Origin of the sequence: Paraburkholderia sabiae (assembly GCF_030412785.1) — a bacterium.
GTDB classification, from domain to species: domain Bacteria; phylum Pseudomonadota; class Gammaproteobacteria; order Burkholderiales; family Burkholderiaceae; genus Paraburkholderia; species Paraburkholderia sabiae.
Genome location: NZ_CP125295.1, coordinates 2,564,421 through 2,590,549 on the forward strand (window position 1 = coordinate 2,564,421; position 26,129 = coordinate 2,590,549).

Below are 26,129 nucleotides of genomic sequence, written 5' to 3' on the forward strand. Positions count from 1 at the left end.
CAAAGGAAACGGCCAGCGAATTCGCGTGAATGATGTATCGCTTGTCGGACTCGGCGGACCTTCGAGCGAATCCGGGCGGCCGTACAGATAGGCTCCGACGTGCGCTTTGCTAGCGAAATGCCTGCCGGATTCCCAGCGCAATCATGAGCCCTCCGCATGTGAGGTCGATCCATGCCTTCGCGCGACGATACGCCGTCGCAATCGCCGCTTGCGATAGAACGAGCGCCACTGCTCCGTACCAGCATGTCGCTGCTGCACCGACAGTAGCAAGCATCGCGAAGAACGTCGATCGGCGCTGCGCAGAAACCATTTCGTTAAGCTAATCAACCGCCGACATGACTTACGGCCGTCCTGCATACTTCATGGAGCAAATTCCGGTCGATAGTACTCAATGTATTCTCGGCCGACGTATCGGGAACTGCCTCAATGTCGGCAAACGAGAAAAGGTGAGTACACGCCACTAAATATGACCCTATCGTTGATGGATGACTTCCATCGGGTTCATATAGATCGATTTCAGGCCGGAGTCTGCGGAACTGATCCCAAGCCAGCCCGACCGGAATAACTCTGGCCCCGGTCGCTTCAGCCAAACCCTGAAACGCAGTAACAATATTTGCCTGCGACGCCGGATCATTCTTCCGAGCCCATGTCATGTACAGATATGGCTTCGCCCCAGCAACCTGAATCGCACCGACGAACCTTCGCACATGTTCTTGCATGCTTTTCAATGCACGGAGCGCTCGAGTACTTTGGTCCTGCAACACGACCGCATTCCATTTCTCGGCAGTTAGACGCTTTTGGACTTCGCCTCGGTTCCAATGCGCCGCAAGCGATGCTCCGCCAAATGCGATTACATCTGTCTTCACCTGCATACCGGGAAAGCTTGCCCCAAGGAGCCTGGCAAGCATCGTCGGCATATCGTTTCTCGTTGTATAGCTGTTGCCGACAAAGAGGACTCGAAACTCGCTGCTCATAGTGATGGATGCTCTCCTCTACCTTGTCCCTCATGGTACCCCGCCCGAACGACGGTCGCCTGTGCGACCTCGAACGAGACAGCTATATCGGCTCAACTGTGATTCAGAAGTACGGTCGGTCTGTCGCGAACCGCCCGGCGAAACAAATAGGGGCAACATCATATTCATATAGATGTATCGCTTCCACGACGACATTCCTGTGCCGACGACAGCCTGCTTTTGCCATATATAAGGGTTATCCCGGAATCATTTATCGGGAAAAAATGTAATCATATATATGAATTTTTCAGGAGGACGGTAATGCACGCGGACGGCCGTTTGCCCCGTTATCAGCGGTTGCGCGACGAGATGGTCGCTCTTATCGCGGCTCGCCACTGGCGCCCCGGTGAGGCCATTCCGACGGAACAGGCGCTCGCGAAAAGCTATGACGTGGCGGTTGGAACAGTTCGCAAAGCCGTCGATCTGCTCGTCGCTGAAGGACTGCTCGAGCGCTTCCAGGGCAGAGGGACGTTCGTGCGCCGCGCGAGCTTCGACAGTTCCCTGTTTCGCTTCTTCCGCTTCCAGACCCGGCAAGGCGAACGGCGCATTCCCGAGAGCCGCATCTTGCGGCGCGAGATCGTCGACGCACCTTCGGCTGTCGCCGCGACCTTGCAAATTTCGAGTAGCGCGCGCGTGATCCAGATGCTGCGCCTGCGGCTGATTGACGACGTGCCGATGCTTGCCGAAGAAATCTGGCTGCCTTACGTCCGTTTCGTGGCGTTTGCGGAGATGGACCTGAACGAAGTCGGCGACCTGCTGTATCCCGTGTACGAAACGCAGTGCAATCAGGTCGTGGCGTCCGCCTCCGAAACACTGACCGTCGAAGCCATTGGCCCGCTGCATGCACGGCTGTTACGCATCGAACCGGGTACGCCCGCGGTCGTGATCGAGCGCCTTGCTTATGGTTACGACAGACAGCCGCTCGAATGGCGCCGCTCACGCGGGCCCGCCAGCGAATTCATCTATCAGGCCGAGATCCGCTAGCGATCGGGCGCTCATCACAAATACGTCGTTCTCAAGCAGGAACGGCGACGCAGGAGACAGCCAATGTTCAAGTGGTTCAGCGAGATTTCAGGCAACGAACGCCGGACGTTCTGGGCGTGCTTCGGCGGATGGGCGCTAGATTCGCTCGACGTGCAGATGTTCAGCCTAGTGATTCCGGCAATCATCGCCGAATGGTCGATCAGCCGCACTCAGGCTGGCCTGGTCAGCGGCGCCACGCTCGTTGCGTCAGCGCTGGGCGGCTGGATCGCGGGCATGCTTTCGGACCGGTTTGGACGGGTCAGGACGCTGCAATGGACCGTCGCGTTCTTTTCCGTGTTTACGTTTCTGTGTGCCTTCACGCAAAACTATCCCCAGTTTCTGGTGCTGAAGACGCTGCAGGGGTTCGGCTTCGGCGGAGAATGGGCGGCAGGCGCCGTTCTGATGGCTGAGACGATCCGCGACAGGCATCGCGGCAAGGCAATGGGCAGTGTCCAGAGCGCATGGGCTGTCGGCTGGGGCGCAGCGGTGCTGCTTTATCTGTTGATGTTCTCGCTGCTGCCCGGACACACCGCATGGCGCGTGATGTTCGGAATCGGCATCGTTCCAGCGCTGCTCATCCTGTACGTTCGACGCGGCGTCCAGGAGCCGACAAAGTCAGCGCACACGACGCGCGCGGCAAGCGCGCCTCACGACGAAACGGCATCCGGCCTGATCGTCGGTATCTTCGCGCCGAAAATGCTGCGCATGACCTTGATCGGTGCGCTGCTCGGCGTCGGCGCACATGGTGGCTATTACGCGCTGATGACCTGGCTGCCGACGTTTCTGAAGACCGAGCGTCACCTGTCAGTTTTGAGTACGGGTGGCTACCTTGCTGTCGTGATCATCGCGTTTTTCTGCGGCTGCCTCGTGAGTGCGCAACTGCTTGATCGCATCGGGCGCCGCAACACGATTCTCATCTTTGCGATCTGCTGCGTAGTGACGGTGATCGCCTATCTGTTTCTTCCGCTCGGCAACACCGCGATGCTGTTTTTCGGCTTCCCGCTTGGATTTTTTGCGGCAGGCATTCCCGCGAGCATGGGCGCGCTGTTCAACGAACTGTATCCGAGCGGCATGCGCGGCACGGGTGTCGGGTTTTGCTACAACTTCGGGCGCGTCGTATCGGCGGGATTTCCTGTGCTGGTCGGGCATATGTCCACGAACATGTCGCTCGGAACGGCGATCGGCATTGATGCAGCACTGGCCTACGCCATTGTCGTACTGTCCGTGCTCATGCTGCCGGAGACACGAGGCCGCGCGCTAGGCGAAGCCGCTCGCGATACCAACGTCCGCCATCCACTCTCGCCTGCTCAACGGCATTGACCCGCCCGGCATGAACCTGTCGCCGCCAAACATTGTTGATGAAGGAATGTTCATGATGGACAAGTCGGAGACCTATGCAGGCCGCCGGCAGCCGGCGCATCGGCCCTCCCGCCTTGCATCGGTCGACACGCACGCCCATGTATTCGAGCGCGGTCTGCCGCTCGCTCAGCAGCGCCGCTACGCACCCGACTACGACGCGCTACTCGACGCCTATCTTGCGCAACTGGATGCGCACGGCATATCGCATGGAGTGCTCGTTCAGCCCAGCTTTCTTGGCACCGATTGCGGCTACTTGCTGGATGCGCTGCGTCGCGCGCCTGCCAGGCTACGCGGCGTCGCGGTGATCGAGCGCGATTGCGGATTCGATACGCTGAAGCAGATGGCGAATGCGGGTGTCGCGGGGATCCGGCTGAACCTGATCGGGCATGATGACCTGACGCTAGACAAATGGTTGAGTGCGCAAACGCTCGCGCACGTTCGCGAACTCAACTGGCATGTCGAAGTACACGCCGAAGCCGCGAGGATGCAGGACATCGTCGAACCGCTTCTCGAAGCAGACATGAAAGTCGTCGTGGATCATTTTGGCAGGCCCGATGCCAGCCTCGGTGTGAGCGACGCAGGGTTTCGCCGTCTCCTCGAGTTGGCTCACACACAACGCGTGTGGATCAAGATATCGGGCGCATACCGGAACTGGCCGGACGATAGCGGCGGTCGCGAGCAGATGCTCGATACGTTCCGCCTCCTGAAGGGGGCCTTCGGCCTTCATCGCATGATGTGGGGAAGCGACTGGCCCAATACGCAATTTGAGGCAAGCGAGCGCTTTTCCCGTGCGCTACAGCAGTTGCGCGTACTGATTCCGGATGACGACGAGCGCAGCGTCGTTCTGGCGGGCACACCGGCAAGCATCTACATGTTCGACCATGCGCGCGTCGGCTAAATCACTCAAACCAAAATTTCTTTCATGACCCCTCTAGACATAGACCTGTTACTGACCGCACTGGTCAGCGTGCTTGTGCTCGTCGCGCTCATCGTGTCGCGCATCAAGATGCACCCGCTTCTGGCCCTGCTGGTCGTTTCCATTGGCGTGGGCTTTGCAACCGGTATGGAGCCGCAAAGCATCGTCAAGCATCTGATCAACGGAGCAGGCAAGACATTGGGCGCGGTGGGGATCGTGATCGCACTGGGTGCCATGCTGGGCAAAATTCTCGCCGATGCCGGCATCACTGAGCAGATCGCAGAAGCCATTCTAAGTCGCGCCTCGGACCGGATGATCCCTTGGGCCATGACGCTCGTGGCGTTCGTCGTGGGCATTCCGATGTTTTTCGAAGTGGGTCTGGTGGTCCTGCTGCCCCTCATATTCAGTGTGGCGCGCAAGCTCGAAAGCCATGCGCGCTTTAACGGCTCGGCATATGTGTATGTCGGCGTGCCCGTGATCTCCGCGCTTGCCGCGATGCACGGCATGGTGCCGCCCCATCCGGGCCCTCTGACAGCCATCGCTACCCTCAAAACCTCGGTGGGCCCTACGATGCTGTATGGCTTTCTGGCCGCTGTTCCCGCCATGATTCTGGGCGGCCCGCTCTACGGTGCATTCATTTCGCCGCGCATGAGCACGAAACCCGACCAGGCCTTGCTGGACCAGTTCACCCTCACAGAGAATGCCGACGTCGGCCAGCGACCCGGGGTCGGGCTCGGCGTGCTGGCAGCTTTGCTTCCCGCGATCCTGATGCTGGTTCATGCCGTCGCTGAGATGGTGCTGACCAAAGGCACTCCGGCGATGCATGTGGCCAGCTTTTTGGGCGATCCCTTGATCGCCATGCTTCTAGGTGTGCTGTTCGCCGCTGCTGCTCTCGTCCTCGCCCGCCGCGGCGACGCCGGAAAGCTGCGCGACGCACTGAGCCGAAGTCTCAAACCCATCGCATCCATCATCATGATCATTGCGGGAGGCGGCGCCTTCCAGCAAATGCTGACGAGTGCCAAGGTCGGCGATGCCATCGTGCATCTGACCCAGCAGTTTGCCTTTCCCCCGCTCATTCTGGGCTGGCTGATCGCCATGCTGCTCTCTGTCTCGACGGGTTCGGCTACCGTAGGTATCGTGGGCGCAGCGGGCTTGCTCGCGCCGCTGGCCGGCGCCGATCCCAGCCTGAACCTGCCCTTGCTGGCGCTGTCCATTGGTTGCGGTTCGTTGTTCTTCAATTACGCGAACCACGCCGGCTTCTGGATGGTCAAGGAGTCGTTTGGCATGACCATGAGCGACGCTACCAAAACGATTTCGGTGGTTCAATCCATCGTGGCTGTAGTCGGACTGGTCATGGCGCTTGTTTTTAACGCAGTAGTCCATCTTCACTGAATGGTGAGAGACAACCGTCGCAATGCGCAGGACGCGTCTGCATCAGGCGCGCCCGTTTGCCTCGTCGGTTCCGGTGATCGCAGTTCAACGCGTCTCACGGCCTCGCTTACTTGACGGGGAACTCCTTGTGTCCACCGAAGCCGAAGCGCATCGCCGAGAGCATGCGCTCGGGGAACGACTCGGCGTCGCGTGAGCGGAAGCGCGTATAAAGCGCCGCTGATAGCACCTGCGCGGGCACGGCTTCCTCGATCGCCGCCTCGATGGTCCAGCGCCCTTCTCCGCTGTCCGCGACTTCCGTCGAGAAATGTTCGAGCTGGCCATCCTGTGCGAGCGCGCCAGCCGTCAGATCGAGCAGCCACGAAGACACCACGCTGCCGCGCCGCCACACTTCGGCCACATCGGCGAGATCCAGCGTGTAGCGCTCGGCTTCGGGCAACTCGGCGAGGTCCTTGTGTCTGAGGATGTGGAACCCTTCCGCATACGCCTGCATCAGCCCGTATTCGATGCCGTTGTGCACCATCTTCACGAAGTGTCCCGAGCCGACGGGGCCCGTGTGCATGTAGCCGTTCTCGACGCGCGGATCGCGTCCGTCACGATTGGGCGTGGCGGGCACATCGCCGCGTCCAGGCGCGAGCGTCGACAGAATCGGATCGATGCGCTTCACGACGTCGACGTCCCCGCCGATCATCATGCAATAGCCGCGCTCCAGTCCCCAGACGCCGCCGGATGTCCCCACGTCCACGTAATGCACGCCGATCTCGCGAAGCTGCGCGGCCCGCCGGATGTCGTCCTTATAGAAGCTGTTGCCGCCGTCGATCACCACATCGTCGGCCTTGAGGATGCGCTGCAGGTCGGTGAGCGTGTCCTCGGTGATCTTGCCTGCGGGCAGCATCAGCCACACGACGCGCGGCGCGTCGAGCTTCGCGACAAGATCGCCCAGATCGCTCGCGCCCGTTGCGCCCTCTTTGGCGAGCGTGTCGGTGGCCTGCGGATTATGGTCGTAGACCACGCACTGATGGCCGGCTCGCATCAGCCGCCTGCCGATGTTGCCGCCCATGCGGCCCAGTCCCACGATACCGATCTGCATGATGTCTCACTCCTTGACGTTCGATTTGCACCGCGCAATCTGCTTCTTCGCTTCGTCCACGACGCGTTCCGGCGTAAAGCCGAACTTCGTTCTCAACGACTTGAGCGGCGCCGACGCGCCGAACGTATGCATCACGATCTGCGAGCCGAGACGACCCGCATAGCGGTCCCAGCCTAGCGTCGCAGCCTGTTCGACGGCGACGCGCGCATGGACGTCGCGCGGCAGCACCGATTCCTTGTAGGCCTGGTCCTGTTGTTCGAACACGTCCCACGATGGCATCGACACGACGCGCGCGTTGATGCCTTCGGACTTCAGCGTCTCGTATGCGTCGATGCACAGCGCCACTTCGCTGCCCGTTGCCAGCAGAAGCACGTCGGGCGTCTTGCCGCCCGACGTGTCGGCGAGCACATACGCCCCGCGCCGCACGCCCTCGGCGGACGCGTACTTCTTGCGATCGAAGGTCGGCAGCGGCTGACGCGTCAGGACCATGCACGCGGGCACATGCGGGCGCGACAGCGCGAGACGCCACGCTTCGCTAACCTCGTTCGCGTCGGCGGGGCGCAGCGTTGTCAGGCCGGGAACGCCGCGCAACGACGCAAGCTGCTCGATCGGCTGGTGTGTCGGCCCGTCTTCGCCGACACCGATCGAATCGTGCGTGAACACGTAGATGACGGGCACCTCCATGATCGCGGAGAGGCGGATCGGCGGCTTCATGTAGTCGCTGAAAATCAGGAACGTCGAGGCGAATGGTCTCAGTCCCGACAACGCGAGGCCATTCGCCACCGCGCCCATGCCGTGCTCGCGGATACCGAAGTGCAGATTGCGGCCGCCGTAGTTGTCATGCTCGAAGCTGCCCGCGCCTTCGAATTTCAGATTCGTTTTCGTCGATGGCGCAAGGTCCGCCGCGCCGCCGATGATCCACGGAACGCGCTGGGCGATCGCGTTGAGCACCTTGCCCGACGACTCGCGCGTGGCAATGCCTTTCGCGTCGGCGTCGAACACGGGGATATCCGCGTCCCAGCCTTCCGGCAGTTGCGACGTCTGCATCTGGTTGAATTCCTTCGCGAGCTGCGGATACTTTTTTGCGTACGCTTCGAAGCGTTTATCCCACGCGTCGTGCGCCGCCTTGCCTCGCGCGCCGATGCCTTGCGCAAAGTGCTCGCGCACGCCGTCGGGCACGAGGAATTGCGCGTCCTCCGGCCAGCCATAAGCGCGCTTGGCCAGTTTGACTTCTTCTTCGCCGAGCGCCTCGCCATGCGCGGACGCGGTGTCCTGCTTGTTCGGCGCACCCCAGCCGATGATGCTCTTCACGACGATCAGCGTCGGCCGGTCGGTGATGGACTTTGCTTCGTTGATCGCGGCTTCGAAAGCGTCCGTGTCGTTGGCGCTGTCCACGTGCAGCGTGTGCCAGTTGTAGCCGCGAAAGCGCGATTCCACGTCGTCGCTGTACGCGAGGTCGGTGTGGCCTTCGATCGTGATTCGATTGCTGTCGTAAATCCAGATCAGGTTCGACAGCTTCAGATGCCCCGCCAGCGATGCGGCCTCGTGCGACACGCCTTCCATCATGTCGCCGTCGCCGCACAGCGCATAGACGCGGTAATCGAAGAGCGGCGCGTCGGGCTGGTTGAAATGCGCCTCGTGCCAGCGCGCCGCCATCGCCATGCCAACGCTATTGCCGAGCCCCTGCCCGAGCGGGCCCGTGGTCGTCTCGACGCCCGTCGTCATCCGGTACTCGGGGTGGCCGGGCGTCACGCTGTCGAGCTGGCGGAACTGTTTGATGTCGTCGATAGAGACAGCGGGCTTGCCCGTCAGCTTGCCGTCGTCGTCGACGGCTTTCACGCCTGCGAGATGCAGCAGCGAATACAGCAGCATCGATGCATGCCCGACAGACAGCACGAAACGGTCGCGATTGGGCCACAACGGCGCGTCGGGATCGTAGCGAAGGTGGTTCTGCCACAGATGGAATGCGACGGGCGCAAGCGCCATCGGTGTGCCAGGGTGGCCGGAATTGGCCTTTTGCACGGCGTCCATCGAAAGCGTGCGGATCGTGTTGATCGCAAGCTGGTCGAGTTCGGACGAAGACTTCGGTGTGGCTTGTGACATGAGCGACGACTCCTTTGCAGAGTGTGCTGAAGCACGACAGGTGCCGCAGCGGGCAATCCGGTCAATGGAGCAAGTGTAGTGCCGTCCTTCCGGCGCTGCAGAAGGAGCGTCTCCGTCACGTCAGATAGGGTTGTGAGACACCGCGAGAGGTCGCGAGTAGCCGTAAGTAGCCGTGTAAGGCAGCAAAAGGGGATGCATCGAAACTATGCTGCACCGCACTAAACCGGGCGCACCCCGGCTCAACGCTCGAAGAAATCGAGTGCCGCGAGCGTGAAAGACCTGAAACGCAGAGTCAAGGACCGAGGACACAACCTGAGACTTCGGTCGACTCAAACTGTGCGGCTAACGCGAACAGTCATCGCCTGTCTGTTGGACGACTGACGTCAAATGGCGTTTGCAGCACCCGACCCGCAAAGGCAATTGCGCATCTAATCAATGGTGTAGACCGATATGCCGCATTGGCACGTGACCTGCAATGTTGGTCACAAGCCTGCTTTACCTTGCGCCGAATGGCTAAACCGGCACTGAGAGGCTTCGAAACACCGGGCGCACCGACGCCCGGTGTGGCTTCCTGGAGTTGACCCATGCCGCTCGCTCGACTGCTTCTCTGCATTCTCCAGTGTACGTTCGCGGCCGCAGTGCTTTCGCCCGCGATCGCGGTCGCCGTCAACCTGCCAGCCGGATCGCAACGCTATGCATCCGCTTCGCGCGACGCGGGCCCAGGCGATTCCGCTTCGCCACACGCGCTGAAAGCCGGCATCGAGCGTCTGCGCACCGGAACGTGGTGGGAAGCCAATCGCAAGATCCGCCCGGAACTTGCGCAAGTCGGCGACCTGATGTTCCTCCTGCCGCTTGCCGACAGGAAGCTCGAACCATCGTCGGATGCGATCGGCCGCGTACAGCGTCTGCGCGAAGCGCTGCGTAGCCACCTGATACGCGAACCTGCCGGATGGACCCGCCTCGTTGCGCAGGTACGGGCAACGCGCATGAAGGCCGGCGATGCGTCAGCCGTGCTGCTCGCCGACGCGCTCGTCAACGAAGTCCGCTACCGCGATGGAACCGACGGCAGCTACTACTCTCCGGCAAGGTTCTTTGCCGAAAGCGGCGTGTGCAAGGATTTCGCCGTCGCCAAATACCTGCTACTGCGCGACGCGGGTTTCGACATCGCGCGGCTGCGTCTCGTGTCGCTCGCGCCGCGCTACAACAACACGGCGGACGACTGGCACGTCATCCTCGTCGTACAGGTCGACAACGCGAGCGAACCGCTCGTGCTCGATTCACCGGGTGTATCGACCGCGAAGCGCGCCGCCGATACGGTTAACGAAGCATCGGCCTCAAGCGGTCCGTCCGCGCTGCTCAGTGCGATCCTCGCCGGCCGCGTGCCCGCCGAGGGGGTGCTGCGCGCGCCCGTCGGACCGCTTGCCACGCCCGTCAGCCGGTCAGGCCAGGCGCGCAGGCCGCTCGCGACCGTGTTCAACGAACAGGGCAGCCGGTCGTTCGAGCGCGCTGCGCCGGGCGCCCAACGGCGCGCGTCGGCGGCCAGGCGAAGCGCGAACACGACGTATGTCGACGAAATGGGCGAGTCATGGGAAGTCGACGGCTCCGGGACGTTTCCGAAGTGGCACATTGCCGTTGACCCGGCTGACGCGCTGGCGAAGCCAGGTCAGGCGTCACGGTTAATAAGCGTGGCGGATGCGGGCGTCCGGCCATAGGAGCATTGGTATCACGGAGGTCATTCCCGGACCATGCGGACGCTCTTCGCATTGGCGTACTCCGCGCGACTTATCCTCTAGCCATTTCGGATGGCTAGAGGACAACGTCAGTTCCATCGCAGTGGCCATGAGCCGCGTTTAATCGTAGTCCAGTAGACCCAGCCAATTGCAACCAGCGCGACTGCCCCTGACATCGTCGGCAACACCAGAAAAGACCAGCCAGGTTGAGCGGCGAAGATGATCACCGGGTTGCTTCCGGCAGGTGGGTGAACGGTCCGCGTGATCATCATCAGCATCAGGGCGCACGCGGCCGCAGCGGCCATGGGAACGTACCCCGGACCAAACAGGTGCAAACAGAGCAGACCCGTCAGGGTCGTCAAAACGTGACCACCGACGATGTTGCGCGGTTGTGAGAATGGACTGGCCGGGAAGCCGAACAGCAGCACACAGGTTGCTCCAAACGAGCCGAGAATCCATGGCTGGGCAGTTCTGGTCGCGAGCATTCCCACGAGAGCCAGGGCGATGAATCCGCCCAGGCCGGCGAGCAGTATGCTGCCGGCCTGGGCACGCCACGTCGAGGCCCCGCTATCGCCAGCAGGAGCAGCGGACGGGATGGTCATAGGGCTTAGCCTTTCTTGAAGCGAGCCGCTTCTTCCGATCCTTTCGTCGCGTTGCCCGCGCTGTATGAATGCGCGCCGACGCCTGCGAGCTTGCCGCCTTGTACGATGAGATATTCATCGCGGATCGGGCGTCCTTCGAAATAACACTCGAGGATTTCGCGTGTGCCTGCTGCGTATCGAGCCTGCGCCGAGAGGCTGGTGCCCGAAATGTGCGGCGTCATACCCTGGTGCGGCATGCTGCGCCACGGGTGATCCGCGGGTGCAGGCTGCGGGAACCACACGTCGCCGCCGTAGCCCGCCAGCTGACCGCTCTTCAGCGCATCGACGATTGCATCGCGATCGCACAGCTTGCCGCGTGCCGTATTGATCAGGTAAGCGCCGCGCTTGAAGTTCTTCAGCGTGTTCGCATTGATCATGTGTTCCGTTTCCGGGTGCAACGGGCAGTTCAGCGTCACGACGTCACACACCTTCGTCAGGCTCTCGAGGCTAGTGTGATGCGTGAGGTTGAGTTCCTTCTCCACGGATTCGGGCAGACGGTGGCGATCGAGGTAGTGCAGCTTCATGTCGAACGGCTTGAGCAGCCGCAGGACGCGCAGTCCGATCCGGCCGGCGGCGACGGTACCCACGTGCATCCCTTCGACGTCGTACGAGCGCTCGACGCAATCGGCAATGTTCCAGCCGCCTTTGTTGGCCCAGTCATGGGACGGAATATAGTTGCGGACGAGAGCAAGCGTGGTCATCACGACGTGTTCGGCGACGCTATTGCTGTTGCAGTACGTGACTTCCGCAACGGTGATGCCCCGATCCATCGCAGCCTGCAAATCGGTGTGGTCGGAACCGATACCCGCCGTGACGATCATCTTGAGCCTGGGTGCCTTCGCAATACGCTCGGCGGTCATATATGCAGGCCAGAACGGCTGCGAAATGACAATTTCTGCGTCATGCAGTTCGCGGTCGAGCACGCTGTCGGCGCCGTCTTTACTGGACGTCACGACCAGCTGATGGTCTTTCGATTCCAGATATTTGCGCAGGCCCAGTTCGCCCGACACGCATCCCAGCAGATGCCCCGGTGTGAAATCGATCGCCTTGGGAGTCGGCGTGGTCTGTCCGTCCGGATAGCGCGTGATTTCCGGAATGGTGTCACGCGCATATTGCTTCGGCATACCGTTGACCGGATCGTCGTACAACACACAAACAATTTTCGCCACGATTTCTGTCTCCGCTCTGAAGGAATAGGAACCGGGTGCCATGGGGCTGCCCGCGTACGATCGCGCTGCTTGCGGCCGATCGACGCACAGAGTGTTGACCAGAGGCGTGGCGAAGGTCTAATCGTTTCGACGTATGACTTGATAAAGGAGACTTATGAAGGGCGAGTCGCTCAAACCGAGGGGGTTCTGAATCCATGCCTTCAGGTCTTGCTACTGTGACCCATCACAGTTGAGTACTTCAGCGAATCTTCGTCCGGTCCCCAGGATTGAATTTTCAAGCCTGTACCGTTGCTGTTGGATGTGTGACTTGTGGTTATCGACTGGTCGGTCACCGTCTCATCCTTTTGTTCCCAGCGTGACGATTGGTTTCCGGATGCTTCCTGCGTCTTAACCCATTTTTGGGGTAGCGCGACGCTTTTTCCTGAAGGCCCTTTCGTTTCAACAGTTGTATTGGACGAAGCCGTCAGCCGATCCATTTCGGTCGTGACGTCCTTGATCTCGCTTCGTCCGATCGGGCGGATATTTTCGTCTTGCCGAGCTTGTGGCTCCGGAGCGGGTCGTCCTGCTGACTTGTCGGCCAGAGCGATGCGCCCTTTTTTTGACTCATCCGTCTTGAAGACATACGCCGACTCGAACCGGCTTTTTGACTGCAGGTCCCGCAGTTCGCCATTCAACCTCTGAAATTCCGGGTGGCTCTTCAACATGCCCGCCCGGCCCGCCGCTTTCTCAGCTTCCCTCAGATCCGCCAGAGCACTTTTCCTGGCTTCGATTTCTGCACTGTAGCGAGGGCCGTGCGCAACCACGCCGAGCTTATCCGGATTGAACGAGGCTTGAGACGCACCCACCTTGGCTGCAATCACAGAACCCGGCAGGCTTTTATGTGGCCCCATCGCCGCATCTGGCTTCAGGCGCGCGTCGACATTGGACACGGGAGGTCTTCCATAGCCATAGTCAACAACGTGAACAAGCCCCTGGTTACGCCCGCTTGCCGCCTGATTCCATTTTTCGAATGCGGATTGCTCATCACTTCTGCGAGCAATGAGCGGCGCGATGGCCTCCTGCTCCGCCTTGTATTTCGATGGTGTCCCCGCTCGAAACTGCATCTTTGGCGGCGGCGCCTTTTCTGTCAAGCCGGCCAATGCCGCCGGCGCAGAGGCTGAGCGGGAAACCTTGGGACGGGCTTGTGCAGCTGGCCCCTCCATGCCGTGGTTGCTTGTCGTCGCAGGGACGCTTGAAGGAGCTCGTGTTCGATTGATAGTGGTCATTCCTTCTCCAGAATTGTTTCGTCGTTCTTGTGCCGAACCGGGAGCACAAGCGAAGGACACGGTCGCCGCTACAAGCAGTGGCACGGACCTCAAGGCTCATCCAGCATATGGTCGCGCAAGGTCGTACGCTTGATTGCGTCTATCCGAAGTGATACTGGTATTTGCGAAACAACCTGTCTTTACGAACCAATGGTCGGCAATCGGCGCCGGCGCGTGGTGTATCTGTATGTCGAGCGCTTGGGAACATGGCTGCGCTCGAGGGTTGCCTGGTTGCGCGGCTGCACTACACTCTATTGTGCGATCCGCCGTAAGCTGTCGAGACGGGCGTGGGTTCGCGGGCCTGACGGTCCTGAACGGCCCTCGGGCGACGAACGGCGAGTGATCTTCCGAGTCAGTCGCTGCCTTATACGCAGCCGATAGCATCCCGGGCAACGCCTGTCGCATCCTGTTTCGACCTTTCCATCCGCAACCATATGCAGTGAATGGAGGCTTCGAGATGAACAGAAAGAATGCCGCGGCCATCTGGATTCTGATCGCGATGCTCGTCGGCATCGCGATCGGCTATATGATCTACACGAGCTTTCCGGACAGGAAGAGCGCGACGGAGATCGCGGGCTACATCTCGCTGGTGTCGGACGTGTTCCTGCGTCTGATCAAGATGGTGATCGGCCCGCTCGTCTTTTCTACACTCGTCGTCGGCATTGCGCACATGGGCGATGCCGCCTCGGTTGGGCGTGTGTTCGCGAAAGCGCTAGGCTGGTTCATCACCGCGTCGCTGATCTCGCTGCTTCTCGGCCTGTTGATGTCCAATCTGCTCAAGCCTGGCGAGAATCTCGGGCTGCCTTTGCCCGACATCGGCGCATCAGCGAACCTGGCGACTGCCAAGTTCACGCTCAAGGACTTCGTCGGTCACATGGTCCCAAGGTCCTTCGCGGAGTCGATGGCCAACAACGAGATTCTGCAGATCGTCGTGTTCTCGATGTTCTTCGGCATCGCGCTTGCCGCGCTCGGTGAGAAAGGCAAGGTTCTCGTGGCCGCGATCGATCAGCTTTCGCACGTCATGCTCAAGATCACCGGCTACGTGATGAAGCTCGCCCCGCTGGCAGTGCTCGCGGCGATGGCCGCAACCGTGGCGGTCAACGGCCTGACGATTCTGCTGAAGTTCGCGGTCTTCATGGGGGACTTCTACCTCAGCCTTTTTCTGTTGTGGGCGGTGCTGACGGCGGCCGGTTTCCTCTTTCTCGGGCCGCGCGTGTTCAAGCTGCTGGCGCTGATCAAGGAGGCCTTCATGCTTTCGTTTGCGACGGCAAGCTCCGAGGCCGCGTATCCGAAGATCCTCGACGCGCTCGACCGTTTCGGCGTGAAGCGCAAAATCTCCAGCTTCGTGATGCCGATGGGGTACTCGTTCAACCTCGACGGCTCGATGATGTACTGCACCTTCGCGACGCTGTTCATCGCCCAGGCGTACAACATGCACCTCTCACTAGGCACGCAGCTGACGATGCTGCTGATCCTGATGCTGACGTCCAAAGGGATGGCGGGCGTGCCTCGCGCGTCGCTGGTCGTGATTGCCGCCACACTCAACCAGTTCGGCATCCCCGAAGCCGGATTGCTGCTGATTCTGGGCGTGGACACGTTCCTTGACATGGGCCGATCGGCTACAAACGCGGTGGGCAACTCGATCGCGAGCGCGGTGGTCGCCAAGTGGGAAGGCGAACTGATGTCAGAAGCCGAGGCGCAGGCCAACGCGGCGCGCATCGACGCCGAGCTGGACGCGACGATCGCCCATCCGGCAGAAAGCTGACAGGGACCGAGCCATGAAGACGCAGCGATTCTGGTCGGTGCTGGCCATCGCGGGGCTGCTGATGGCCGGTGCCACAGTGGGGGCGCAGGAGGACACGAAGCTGTCGCGCCCGGTTCCCGACAGCTTCGCGCCGGCGGCGCTGACGGGCACGCTGTCCAAGGTGCGAGAGAGCGGCACCATCGCGCTCGGCTACCGCGAGTCGTCCGTGCCGTTTTCCTGGCTGAACACGCGCAAGGAGCCGATCGGCTATTCGATCGAACTGTGCAAGGCACTGGTGTCGGCGATAGGAGACGCAGTCAACCGCACTTTGACCATCCAGTGGGTGCCTGTCACCCCCGAAAACCGCATTGACGCGGTGGTCAGCGGCCGGGTGGATCTGGAGTGCGGTTCTACGACCAGCAACGTGGAACGTCAGAAACGTGTGGCCTTCTCTCCGATCATCTTCGTTGCCGGCACCAAAGTGATGGTAAAGAAAGGTTCGCCAATCGGCTCGTTCCGCGATCTCGCGGGCAGAAGGGTTGCGGTGACGGCCGGCACCACGAACGAGAAGGCGCTGCGCGATCTGGACAGGAAGTTCAGGCTCGGGATTCAGTTGCAGGTGGTGCCCGACCATGCGCAGGGCTTCGCGCAGGTGGCCGACGGACAGGCCGACGCGTTTGCCACCGACGACGTACTGCTGTATGGCTTGATCGCGGAGCATGCCGGCGAGCGGGGTGAGTATCGCGTTGTCGGCGATTATCTGTCTTATGACCCGTATGGGATCATGTTCCGCAAGGACGACCCGCAGCTCGCGCAAGTGGTGAAGGATACCTTCCAGGAACTCGCGGCGGACGGAGAAATCGACCGTCAATACAAGCGGTGGTTCTTGCGCCGCCTGCCGTCGGGCACCAGCCTCAACCTGCCGATGAGTGCGCAGCTTGCGGCCATCATTCAGACGATGGCCGGTGGCGAGGCGCAGTGAGCGCTACGCGGTAGATTAGCAATAGCACGTTCTCGGACGAAACGATGGATACGTGGCAAGCACCGCGTCGATATCCTGAGATTTCGACCTATACGAAGGCTATCTGTCTTATGCGAACATCGTCGGCGCCAGCGATGGCATTCACGTGACCCGCAGAGGAATGGTCCGCTTTTGGACTGCGTCAGCGCGATCGTCAGTCCCATGGATGCCTGAAGTCGACCCTCCACTACCGCTCGTCACTCGAGCTTCCGATTGTCCGTCTAACCACACGGTTCACGAACGACCAGGACTTGCGAGCCGCCAAATCGAAATGGGTACGGGATGTTGCTACGGCCGTTCTGACAACCAGGGCACCAGGAGGCGCCTTCGTCTTCTCGTGTTCGAAGCGCACTAATTCCAAGGTGACGACGATCTTCCCGTACGAACGGCATCGGCTGCTGACATGCAGCAGACCGATGCCCTTACAACAATGCGCGTTTAGTGGCTGATCTGCTGGATACCCGCCAGGCGCCACGCTCGGCCGCCCTGCGCGTTCTTCACCAGATTCCAGATCTCCTGGAACGGCTCGGCAGTCTGTGCGTCGTCTTCTCGCATCTGACCGTAGAAGCGCACGCTGACCAGCGTTTCATCGGCGTTGCTCTCCGTGCCCAGCACTTCGGCGTCGAGTTGCGTCACTTCTGTCACACCCGGCTTGCCGCCTTGAGCTTCCAGATCTTGCTTGAGCCGCATGAACATGTCGTGCGTCGTCAACTCGAACATGTCGCCCTGATCGTTCCGGTCCCACGCGCTCTGAAGGCGCATGAACAGGGTCTTCGCCGATGCCAGAAAGGCAGCCTGGTCGGACCCGGACACGAGCTCCGGAGCCTTCACGGCGCCTGCAACTCCCGTCGAACCCGTCGCGGCAGCCGGCCAGTTGTCCGACCGCGCGTCAGACCGCGCATGGCCAAACTGGTTGAACAGCGATGAACCGTTGGTCTGCTGCCGGTTTGCGGCGCCATGCCCATACGCCAGATCCGGACGGCGTCGGTTGGCGATAAAGCGGAACAACATCACACCCGCGAGAACCACGAGGCCGATCAGCAGCGCATTCGACAGCATTTGCGCCAGCCCTTCACCCAGGCCAAACGACGACAGCAGTGCCGCAATGCCCAAGCCGGCCGCGAGGCCCGCAAGCGGGCCCATCCAGCGGTTACCTGCCGCGGCAGCAGGCGTCTGCGCGGTCTGTTGCGCCGGCTGGGCTTGCTGGCTTCGCTGCGTTTGTCCAGACGGCGACGCCGTCTGTGATTGACGCCCGATACTTTGACTGCCGCCCACCCGCTTCGCTTCGGCATCGTTCGATGCCACGGCGCCAAGCGCGAGCAGGCCCGCCAGACCGAGCGCCGCGGTCCCGCGCGTCACCGCGCCGGCAGCACGTCGAAGTTGATTGACGAATCGCGTGAACATAAAAAATCTCTCCAGTGGTAAATCGGTCTTCCTGCATCGCGCGCCCTGAAAGCACGCATTTCAAATTACGAAAAGTAATATTTTGAGGTCGTCATAGTTGCGCCGATTGTGTTTGCACGCCGTTACGGCCAGCGTGAAAGCCGTTGCCATGGATGTAGTGCTCCAGTTGCCGGATGGTGTGTTCCTGCTCGGCAATCTGGTTCTTGATCAGGTCGCCGATCGACACCATTCCAATCACCTGCCCCGCCGTAATCACGGGCAGATACCGTATGCGATGTTCTGTCATGACCGCCATACATTCGTCGGTGGTCTGATGCGGACTGACGTAGCGCACCGCCGCCGACATGATGTCGCGCACGGGCGTATCCCTTGATGAACGGTCCATTAACACGATTTTCCGTGCGTAGTCGCGCTCCGTGACGATGCCGGCGAGGCGCCCCTGATGTGCGACGATCAGCGCGCCCACCTTCCGGTACGCCATGATCGCGATCGCGTCGTAGACCGATGCGGACGCCTCCGTGGTCCACACTGCCTGCGAAACTTTCAAGCGAAGAAATTGCGCAACCGATGCCATAGCTCACCTCTGTCCGTTATCGAGATCCGCCCGTTGACGTCCACGTCCGAGGCTTCAATCTATCCGAACCGGATCCAATAGAAAACTCGTATTTTTATTGCCAATACCTCGAAAAAACCGTAGCGTTGGCTGATCGACGGAGGGAGCGTGAACTTCAAACATCTGCATTACTTCTGGGTCACGGCACACGCAGGAGCAATCGTCCGGGCGGGCGAGCAGTTGCATATCTCACCGCAAACGCTGAGCGGCCAGATCAAGCTGCTCGAGGAAGCGCTGGATAGAAAACTGTTCAGGAAGAGCGGGCGCACCATCGAACTGACCGATGCTGGCCGGTTGGTGCTCGATTACGCGGACGAAATATTCTCTTTGGGCTCGGAGCTTGAGAGCGCGGTGCGGCGCGAGAACGAATCCGGTGCGCAAATGCGGTTTCGTGTCGGAATTGCAGATTCGGTTCCGAAGGCGATCGCGTACCGGCTACTGGAACCCGCGCTGAGCGCTTCAGTACCGGTACGCATGATCTGTCACGAAGGCAAGCTGCATGCGCTGCTTGCGCAACTGGCTGTGCATCGCCTCGATCTGATCATCACAGACGCCCCCATTCCCGCCGACGTCAACATCAAGGCGTTCAACCACCGTCTCGGCCGTTCGACGCTGGGCTGCTTCGGGGCGCAGACGCTGATCAGGAGCGGCAAGAAACGCTTCCCGCTGCTGCTCGGCCAGCTGCCGGTGCTACTGCCGGGCACGGAATCGGCCGTGCGTCGCAAGCTGGATCACTGGCTTGCGTCACATGCCATATCGCCGCACATCGTCGGCGAATTCGACGACGGGGCGATGGCCATGGCGTTCGGCCGCGAAGGCCGCGGCCTGCTGTTCGCACCCACTGTGCTGGAGAGTCAGTTAAAGGCCGAGCACAAGCTGACGATGATCGGGCAGATCAAGACGATCGTCGAAGAGTTCTTTGCGATTTCGATCGAGCGTCACATCAGTCATCCCGCGGTCGCGACGATCATGAATGCGGCGCGAAGCGATCTGTTCAATGAGTAGGAACCGCGTTTCCTGGCCGGGATCAGGCGCGACGACCGGCGCACAGATGTCGAAAGAGATGCCGTGCGGCGAGCGGCCTACAACGCAATTGTGTCGAACAGGTTGTGCGTGGTCATATCAATCACGCCAACATGCCTCGCGAACATCACCCGTTAGCCCGTCAGATTGCGAACATGGCAGCGCCTCCTATGCCAGCCACTTCCTGATGTTACCGGCCATCACGCTCGTGGAAATGCCATAGCGGTCATGCAGCGTGGGCAGTGCACCTGCATCGAGGAACGCATCGGGCAGCGCGATCTGCCTGAAGGCACAAGAAACGCCCGCACTCAACAACGTCGTCGCCACGGCTTCACCCAGTCCGCCGATAACCGTATGGTTTTCGGCGACCACAACCATTCGCCCGGTTCGCTGTGCTTCGCGAATGATCGTTTCCGTGTCCAGAGGCTTGATGGTCGGCACGTGCAGCACACCGACATCCACCTTGTCCGCTTCGAGCGCCTTCGCGGTTTCGAGCGCACGCATCGTCATCATCCCCGACGAGATGATGAGTACATCCCTGCCGTCGCGAAGCATCTTCGCCTTGCCGAGTTCGAACCGGTAGTCGTACTCGTCCAGCACAGCCGGTACATTGCCGCGCAACAGGCGCGCGTAGACCGGGCCTTTGTGAGCCGCAATGGCGGGTACCATCTGCTCGATGTCCAGCGCATCGCATGGATCGATGACGGTCATGTTCGGCATTGCGCGCATCAGCGCGAGATCTTCGGCGGCCTGGTGACTCGGGCCGTAGCCCGTGGTGAGTCCAGGCAGCGCACAAACGATCTTCACGTCCAGGTCGTCTTCCGCGATGGTCTGGTGAATGAAGTCGTACGCACGCCGCGTCGCGAATACTGCGTAGGTGGTGACGAACGGCTGCGCGCCTTCGTGAGCGAAGCCGGCTGCCGCGCCCATCAGCAACTGCTCGGCCATGCCCATCTGGTAGTAGCGCTCCGGAAACGCCTTCGCGAAGATATGGAGGTCGGTGTATTTGCCGAGATCGGCCGTCATGCCGATCACGTTGGTATTCGTACGTGCGAGTTCGGCGAGCGCGTGGCCGAACGGCGCGGAGCGCGTGATCTGTCCTTCGCCCGCAATGGATGCGATCATCGCCGAGGTCTTCAGGCGAGGCTTTTTATCAATGACCGAACTCATGCTTTTCTCCCTGCGAAAGTTTCATCGAGTGCTTCGAGCGCCAGCTTCCATTCGTGCGGATCGACGCGGATAAAGTGATTCTTCTCGCGTTGCTCGAGGAACGGCACGCCGCAGCCCATCTTCGTGTCGCACACGATGATGCGCGGTTTGGCTTCCTTCAGGTTTCGCGCGTTGTCGAATGCGTGCTTCACAGCGTCGATATCGTTGCCGTTCACGCGCTGCACATACCAGCCGAACGCTTCGAGCTTCGGCACGAGCGGCTCGAAGGCCATGATTTGCGTCGACGGACCGTCGGCTTGCTGGTTGTTCACATCGACCATCGCGATCAGGTTGTCGATCTTCCAGTGAGCCGCCGACATCAGGCCTTCCCAGATCGCTCCTTCGTCGAGTTCGCCGTCGGAGAAGAGCGTGTAGACGAATGCTTTCGAGCCCTTGCGCCTGAGACCGAGGCAACGGCCCACCGCGATCGTCAACCCTTGACCCAGCGAGCCGCCCGACATCTCCATGCCTGGCGTGTAGCTGGCCATGCCGGACATCGGCAGACGGCTGTCGTCGCTGCCGTAGGTCTCGAGTTCTTCCTGCGGAAGAATGCCTGCTTCGAACAGCGCCGCGTACAGCGCAATCGCGTAGTGACCATTCGACAGCAAAAAGCGGTCGCGATCTTCCCATTCGGGATCGCCGGGACGGTAGTTCATTGCGCCGAAGTACGAGACGGCCAGCACGTCAGCGATGTCGAGTGCCTGCCCGATGTAGCCCTGGCCTTGCACTTCGCCCATCAGAAGGGCATTGCGTCGGATGCGATAGGCGCGCTCGGCGAGCGTCACATCCTCGATGACGGGAGTACTCATTTGCTTGTCTCCAGAAAAGAATCAGGTATTAGCGATTGACGGTTTTTGCGGGTACGAAGAACACCAGGACCGCGCCAAGTACGACCGCCGATGAGATAAAGATCAGCCCTGCCGTGGACTTGCCTGTGAGGTCGTTCAACCAGCCGACGATAGCGGGCGAGAAGAAGCCGGCGAGATTGGCAAAGCAGTTGACGGCGGCAATCCCCGCCGCAGCCGACATACCGCCAAGGACAGCCGTAGGCAGCGCCCAGAACAGCGACGAGGAGGCGAGAATGCCCGCCGCTGCAACGCTCACGCAGACGATCGACGCACCCACGCTGCCGAGCATCGGCAAGGTAGCGAAGCCGGCTGCCGAGACGAGCATCGGAATGGCCAGGTGCAGCCGGCGTTCACGTCGCTTGTCTGCGCTGCTGCCGAGCAGGGGCAGCGCGACGATGGCGCAGAGGTACGGGATCGCCGTCAGGATGCCCACCCACAACGGGTCGGCTACGCCCGTGCGGCGGATGATCGTCGGCAGCCAGAACGTGAGTCCGTATTGGCCCAGCACGACACAGAAGTAGATGGCGGCCATCAGCCACAGGCGCCGGTCGGCGATGAATGCACGAATCGACATGTGTTCGGTGGTCTGCGTGCGGTCCTTGTCGACGTTGCGCTTGAGCAAGGCCTTCTCGTCATCCGTCAGCCACTTCGCACTGGCGATGCCGTTGTCGAGATAGAGGATGATCGCAAAGCCAAGTACGAGCGACGGCACCGCTTCGAGCATGAACAGCCATTTCCATCCGGCAAGGCCATGCAGCCCCTGAAACGAATGCATGATCCAGCCCGACAGCGGCCCGCCCACGATACCCGCGAGCGGAATCGCCATGAAGAACATCGACAGCGCCTTCGCGCGCCGTGCTGCGGGAAACCAGTACGTGAGGTACAGAATCACGCCGGGCGCAAATCCCGCCTCGGCGACGCCGAGAAGGAAACGCAATACATAGAACACAGTCGGCGATTTCACGAACACGAAGCTCGCCGAAATCAGCGCCCACGTCAGCATGATGCGCGCGAGCCAGTTGCGCGCCCCCACCTTGTGAAGGATCACATTGCTCGGCACTTCGAAGAGGAAATAGCCCAGAAAGAAGATACCCGCGCCGATGCCGTACACCGTCTCGGAGAAGCGCAGATCGTTGAGCATCTGAAGCTTCGCAAAACCGACGTTGACGCGATCGAGGTACGCCCCCAGGTAGCAGAGCATCAGAAAGGGGATCAGACGGCGCGCGACCTTGGCATAGGTTCCTGCTTCGAAGCCGACGGCGTCGTCAGATACGCGAAGCTCTGCGCCGATCATGGGCGAGGCCATTTTGGGTTTCATGAGTTGTCTCCTGTTGGCCGGACGCATGCCTTCGATGCCACGTCTGACCGCAAGCTTGTGAGCCGTCTATACGGCGCGACACCCCGTGTGTTCGGGTGCGTCGTGAGCGTGCGCATCGTTGCGAAGCACACGCGAATGCATGGTCAGTGAATCAGCATGCCGCCGTTGACATCGAGCGTGATGCCCGTGAGATACGTCGACAAGCCGCTTGCCAGGAACAGACAGGCGTTGGCGATATCGTTGGCGTCGCCGAGACGTCCGAGCGGAATGCCCTTGATGATGTCGGCGCGCATTTCCGGCGTCAGCTTGTCGCCCGTGATGTCAGTCTGAATCAGACCCGGCGTGATCGAGTTCACGCGGATGTGGTCGCCACCGAACTCGCGCGCCATGGCCTTCGCGAGGCCGAGCACGCCTGCTTTCGCGGCGCTGTAATGCGGGCCGCCGAAGATTCCGCCGCCGCGTTGCGCGGAGACGGACGACATGCACACGATGCTGCCGCCTTGCTGTTTCTTCATCTGCGGAATGACTGCTTGCGACATGTACAACGTGCCGAGCAGGCTGACGCCGATCACTGCGTCGAAGTTTTCGCGGGCGATTTCCAGCGTCTTGATGGGCTGCGTGATGCCCGCATTGTTCACCAGCGCATCGATGCGGCCGTATTTCTCGACGACGGCATTGGCCGCGCCAATACACGCGCCCTTATCGGTGACGTCGCACGCCAGGCCCAGGTGGCCGTCTCCCAGGTCGCGCGCTGCGCTTTCGGCTTCGGCCTGTTTGAGGTCGAGGATCGCAACGCGCGCGCCCTGCGCGGCCATCGCTTTCGCCGTCGCCTTGCCGATACCGCGCGCCGATGCCGCGCCCGTGATGATGACCACTTGATTCTCGAGCAACATGTTGGTGTCTCCGTTGGTGAACTAGGTGTAGGCGAAGTTTCTCCGCCTGCGACCTGACCATCAACGCAGTTTTGCTCAATCGGTGCTGAGAAAATTTCAGCTGCGGGGTTTCCCTGGCATGCGAGGCGCGCTGCGCCCGACCTCCTGCTCGATCCATGCGAGGAACCGGGCTACGCGCGGCAGATCGGCGTTCTGGCTCGGGTAAACCAGGTGGTGAGCGCCGACCTCGACGGAATGCGCGTCGTCGAACACGGGCACCAATGCGCCTTCCCGGATCTTGACGGAGGCAAGCATGAGACTTTCCAATGCGATGCCCAGGCCCAGCGCGGCCGTTTCGATAGACATGTATGAACGGTCGAATGAAAAATCGAAAGTCTTCTGCGCGCCAGCAACGCCGAGGCGTCCAAACCACTGACGCCACTGCACAAGCGGCGTCTCGGAAAAAATGAGCCGATGCCCGAGGAGATCTTCGGGCGTCGTTACCGGGTGCCGCTCCAGATATTCCGGCGAGGCCAGCGGCGCGATGAACTCGCCGCGCAGCGTCTTGACTTCGACGTTGGTCCACTCACCGTATCCGTGACGAATGTCGATGTCGTAGTAGCCGTTCGAAAACGACACGTTTTCATACGAGCAGGCGAGGTTCAGCTGGATGTCGCCGTTCGCCTCCTGGAACGAAGCCAGCCGCGGCAACAGCCACATGAGACCGAAGCTCGGGCTTGAATGGACCCGCAGGATGTCGACCTCCTTGCGGCTCGACGCCCGTTCCGTCGCGCGACTGAGGTCCGCCAGAGAACCCGTTACGTCGGACAGGTAGCGCTCGCCCGTGGGCGTCAGGACCAGACCGCGCCCCGTTCGCTGGAACAGGGGCTGGCCAATGATCGACTCAAGATTGCTGAGTTGATGGCTCACTGCTGACGCCGTCAGGCCAAGCTCCTCGGCTGCGCGGTTCACACTCCTGGTTCTCGCAATGCATTCGAAGGCAATAATGGCCTTGACGGGGGGAATACGCATGGTTGATTTCTTCAGGGCAGTTGAAGAGAACCGCATTGCCCGCATGTGCCTGTCGCAGCCATTCCGACCGCAAGTGCCGTGCATTCGAACATTTCGAACAGCCTTCTCACAACCCCTCTGACATGGATCGAGTGTGTGCTTTGCGGCCCTTGATAGTCGGAACCGATGATGACAGGCGCCAGGCGGTCTTGGCGGGGATCCGCGTCAGGCCCGCTAATGGGTGTCGACAATTCTAATCCCGGTCTCGAATGTTCGGTGATGGGCCGCACCCAGCCGATCATCGCCGATCTTTGGTAATCTGTCGGCCGCCGCGGATCGGGCACACGAAGGGACAATCGAGACGGAATTTTTGTGCGGGACGCACCGGTCCCGCTCGTGACTCCAGTAATACCTAACAATCAATCAGGAGGCAGACGTCTCGCTGACGACTTCGGGTGCAACAGCAGGAACAGTGCTACCCGCGTCGACACTGACAGCCCGCTTCTTCGCAATCACTCTCTTCGCTGCCTTACGCATGACTGCTTTTTTGGTAGCAACCTTCTTCGCCGCGCCCTTTCTGGCGACCGCCGTTTTAGCGGCTGCTTCCTTTGCAGCGACTTTCTTCACCGGCGCCGATGCTTTCTTCGCTACTGAAGGTTTCGACTCCGTAGCGCTCTCAACCACCCCTGCAATCAGAAACCTGGTGCGATCCTTTGCGCCGGCCAGCCATGCGGGTGCAGGACCGCGGCCGCTCCATGTGGCTCCCGTTTTTGGATCGCGGTACTTCGGCGCCTGCGGGCCGCGAACGTAATTGCCAGCCTTTTCGTTCTTCGCCATTGCAGATCCCGAAGCGACAGCGTTGCCTTCGATCAGATACCTGCTGCGGTCTTTCGCACTGGCAATCCATGCGGGCGCGCGACCGTGGCCCGTCCAGGTCGCGCCGCTTTTCGGGTCGCGATACTTTGCTGTCGATGCGGACGGCTGGGCCGCAACCTTGATGCCCGGCTTGCGTCCAACTTTCGTCGAAGCGCCGATATGCGCGTCGATGTCGGCCGTCGTCAAACCGTGCTCTTCCATGATGTCGCGAATCTTCGCGATCACGCCGGACGACTGCTTCGCGGCTAGCGCTTCCGCCTGAGCCTGGAGCTTTGCGATCTGCGCCTGAACCTTTTCAAGTGTTGTCATTGATATTTCTCCCCGTCGTTAGTGTTGGCGGCACTATGCCATATAACCGCGCAAACAGACCATCGAGCGACATACCTTATACGCGGCACTCAAACCGGAGTGATAATCTCAAGGCACAGCGCTTGCACTGGCAACCGAACATGT

Annotated in this window: 22 protein-coding genes and 1 pseudogene; 8 read left to right on the forward strand and 15 right to left on the reverse strand. The window is 60.9% G+C overall.

The annotated features are described in order from the left end of the window. Positions 1 to 109: 109 nt before the first annotated feature. Together QEN71_RS11505 and QEN71_RS11510 are read right to left on the reverse strand one after the other, a co-directional pair. Positions 110 to 286, reverse strand: a pseudogene (locus QEN71_RS11505) (LysE family translocator); the annotation flags it as partial. A gap of 37 nt (positions 287 to 323) precedes the next feature. Continuing rightward, positions 324 to 917 (reverse strand): SGNH/GDSL hydrolase family protein, encoded by a 594-nt coding sequence (locus QEN71_RS11510; RefSeq protein ID WP_201652564.1) that lies wholly within the window; start codon positions 915 to 917, stop codon positions 324 to 326. Positions 918 to 1,274: 357 nt separating this feature from the next. Here QEN71_RS11510 and QEN71_RS11515 point away from each other — a divergent pair, with 357 nt between their 5' ends. The 4 genes from QEN71_RS11515 (at position 1,275) to QEN71_RS11530 (ending at position 5,703) form a co-directional block, all read left to right on the forward strand. Then, on the forward strand, positions 1,275 to 1,997 hold the full coding sequence (locus QEN71_RS11515) for a GntR family transcriptional regulator (RefSeq protein WP_201652561.1): 723 nt from the start codon (positions 1,275 to 1,277) through the stop codon (positions 1,995 to 1,997). A gap of 63 nt (positions 1,998 to 2,060) precedes the next feature. After that, entirely contained in the window at positions 2,061 to 3,356 is a 1,296-nt protein-coding gene (locus QEN71_RS11520) for an MFS transporter (RefSeq protein WP_201652558.1), read from the forward strand. 52 nt (positions 3,357 to 3,408) lie between these two features. Continuing rightward, positions 3,409 to 4,293, forward strand: coding sequence for an amidohydrolase family protein (locus QEN71_RS11525; RefSeq protein WP_201652555.1), 885 nt, complete (start codon positions 3,409 to 3,411; stop codon positions 4,291 to 4,293). 24 nt (positions 4,294 to 4,317) lie between these two features. After that, positions 4,318 to 5,703, forward strand: a complete 1,386-nt coding sequence (locus QEN71_RS11530; protein WP_201652552.1) for a GntP family permease — start codon at positions 4,318 to 4,320, stop codon at positions 5,701 to 5,703. A 106-nt stretch (positions 5,704 to 5,809) separates the two neighbouring features. Here the strand turns inward: QEN71_RS11530 and gnd are convergent, their stop codons facing one another. Then, positions 5,810 to 6,790, reverse strand: coding sequence for a phosphogluconate dehydrogenase (NAD(+)-dependent, decarboxylating) (gnd, locus tag QEN71_RS11535; RefSeq protein WP_201652549.1), 981 nt, complete (start codon positions 6,788 to 6,790; stop codon positions 5,810 to 5,812). A gap of 6 nt (positions 6,791 to 6,796) precedes the next feature. Then, positions 6,797 to 8,893: a transketolase gene (gene tkt / locus QEN71_RS11540; RefSeq protein ID WP_201652546.1), complete on the reverse strand. Its 2,097-nt coding sequence runs from the start codon at positions 8,891 to 8,893 to the stop codon at positions 6,797 to 6,799. Positions 8,894 to 9,477: 584 nt separating this feature from the next. On the opposite strand from tkt, the gene QEN71_RS11545 reads away from it, so the two are divergent. Beyond that, positions 9,478 to 10,605 (forward strand): transglutaminase domain-containing protein, encoded by a 1,128-nt coding sequence (locus QEN71_RS11545; protein WP_201652544.1) that lies wholly within the window; start codon positions 9,478 to 9,480, stop codon positions 10,603 to 10,605. 107 nt (positions 10,606 to 10,712) lie between these two features. Here QEN71_RS11545 and QEN71_RS11550 read toward each other — a convergent pair whose 3' ends face one another. From QEN71_RS11550 to QEN71_RS11560, 3 genes are all read right to left on the reverse strand, one after another. Beyond that, the gene (locus QEN71_RS11550) at positions 10,713 to 11,225 is read right to left on the reverse strand and encodes an HPP family protein (RefSeq protein WP_201652541.1); all 513 of its coding nucleotides are present in this window, start codon (positions 11,223 to 11,225) and stop codon (positions 10,713 to 10,715) included. A gap of 5 nt (positions 11,226 to 11,230) precedes the next feature. After that, positions 11,231 to 12,433, reverse strand: a complete 1,203-nt coding sequence (locus QEN71_RS11555) for an NAD-dependent formate dehydrogenase (protein WP_201652538.1) — start codon at positions 12,431 to 12,433, stop codon at positions 11,231 to 11,233. 200 nt (positions 12,434 to 12,633) lie between these two features. Further along, on the reverse strand, positions 12,634 to 13,698 hold the full coding sequence (locus QEN71_RS11560; protein WP_201652535.1) for a hypothetical protein: 1,065 nt from the start codon (positions 13,696 to 13,698) through the stop codon (positions 12,634 to 12,636). 496 nt (positions 13,699 to 14,194) lie between these two features. On the opposite strand from QEN71_RS11560, the gene QEN71_RS11565 reads away from it, so the two are divergent. Next, positions 14,195 to 15,502 carry a dicarboxylate/amino acid:cation symporter gene (locus QEN71_RS11565; RefSeq protein WP_201652532.1) on the forward strand — a complete coding sequence of 436 codons (1,308 nt, stop codon included), beginning with the start codon at positions 14,195 to 14,197 and terminating at the stop codon, positions 15,500 to 15,502. 13 nt (positions 15,503 to 15,515) lie between these two features. Beyond that, positions 15,516 to 16,463, forward strand: a complete 948-nt coding sequence (locus tag QEN71_RS11570) for an amino acid ABC transporter substrate-binding protein (protein WP_201652529.1) — start codon at positions 15,516 to 15,518, stop codon at positions 16,461 to 16,463. Positions 16,464 to 16,940: 477 nt separating this feature from the next. Here the strand turns inward: QEN71_RS11570 and QEN71_RS11575 are convergent, their stop codons facing one another. Together QEN71_RS11575 and QEN71_RS11580 are read right to left on the reverse strand one after the other, a co-directional pair. Then, positions 16,941 to 17,906 (reverse strand): Tim44 domain-containing protein, encoded by a 966-nt coding sequence (locus tag QEN71_RS11575; protein ID WP_201652526.1) that lies wholly within the window; start codon positions 17,904 to 17,906, stop codon positions 16,941 to 16,943. A 91-nt stretch (positions 17,907 to 17,997) separates the two neighbouring features. After that, positions 17,998 to 18,480, reverse strand: a complete 483-nt coding sequence (locus QEN71_RS11580; protein ID WP_201652523.1) for a CBS domain-containing protein — start codon at positions 18,478 to 18,480, stop codon at positions 17,998 to 18,000. A gap of 147 nt (positions 18,481 to 18,627) precedes the next feature. Here QEN71_RS11580 and nhaR point away from each other — a divergent pair, with 147 nt between their 5' ends. Further along, positions 18,628 to 19,524, forward strand: coding sequence for a transcriptional activator NhaR (gene nhaR, locus QEN71_RS11585; RefSeq protein WP_201652520.1), 897 nt, complete (start codon positions 18,628 to 18,630; stop codon positions 19,522 to 19,524). A gap of 186 nt (positions 19,525 to 19,710) precedes the next feature. Here the strand turns inward: nhaR and QEN71_RS11590 are convergent, their stop codons facing one another. The 6 genes from QEN71_RS11590 to QEN71_RS11615 form a co-directional block, all read right to left on the reverse strand. Further along, complete coding sequence (locus QEN71_RS11590) at positions 19,711 to 20,712, reverse strand: transketolase family protein (RefSeq protein WP_201652516.1); 1,002 nt, start codon at positions 20,710 to 20,712, stop codon at positions 19,711 to 19,713. Then, positions 20,709 to 21,560 carry a transketolase gene (locus QEN71_RS11595; RefSeq protein ID WP_201652513.1) on the reverse strand — a complete coding sequence of 284 codons (852 nt, stop codon included), beginning with the start codon at positions 21,558 to 21,560 and terminating at the stop codon, positions 20,709 to 20,711. Before QEN71_RS11595 ends, QEN71_RS11590 begins: the two co-directional genes overlap by 4 nt. A 28-nt stretch (positions 21,561 to 21,588) precedes the next feature. After that, entirely contained in the window at positions 21,589 to 22,917 is a 1,329-nt protein-coding gene (locus QEN71_RS11600; RefSeq protein ID WP_201652510.1) for an MFS transporter, read from the reverse strand. 143 nt (positions 22,918 to 23,060) lie between these two features. Further along, positions 23,061 to 23,810, reverse strand: coding sequence for an SDR family NAD(P)-dependent oxidoreductase (locus tag QEN71_RS11605; protein ID WP_201652508.1), 750 nt, complete (start codon positions 23,808 to 23,810; stop codon positions 23,061 to 23,063). Positions 23,811 to 23,906: 96 nt separating this feature from the next. Further along, the gene (locus QEN71_RS11610) at positions 23,907 to 24,821 is read right to left on the reverse strand and encodes a LysR substrate-binding domain-containing protein (RefSeq protein ID WP_201652505.1); all 915 of its coding nucleotides are present in this window, start codon (positions 24,819 to 24,821) and stop codon (positions 23,907 to 23,909) included. 402 nt (positions 24,822 to 25,223) lie between these two features. Next, positions 25,224 to 25,985, reverse strand: coding sequence for an H-NS family nucleoid-associated regulatory protein (locus QEN71_RS11615; RefSeq protein WP_201652502.1), 762 nt, complete (start codon positions 25,983 to 25,985; stop codon positions 25,224 to 25,226). Positions 25,986 to 26,129 lie beyond the last annotated feature (144 nt).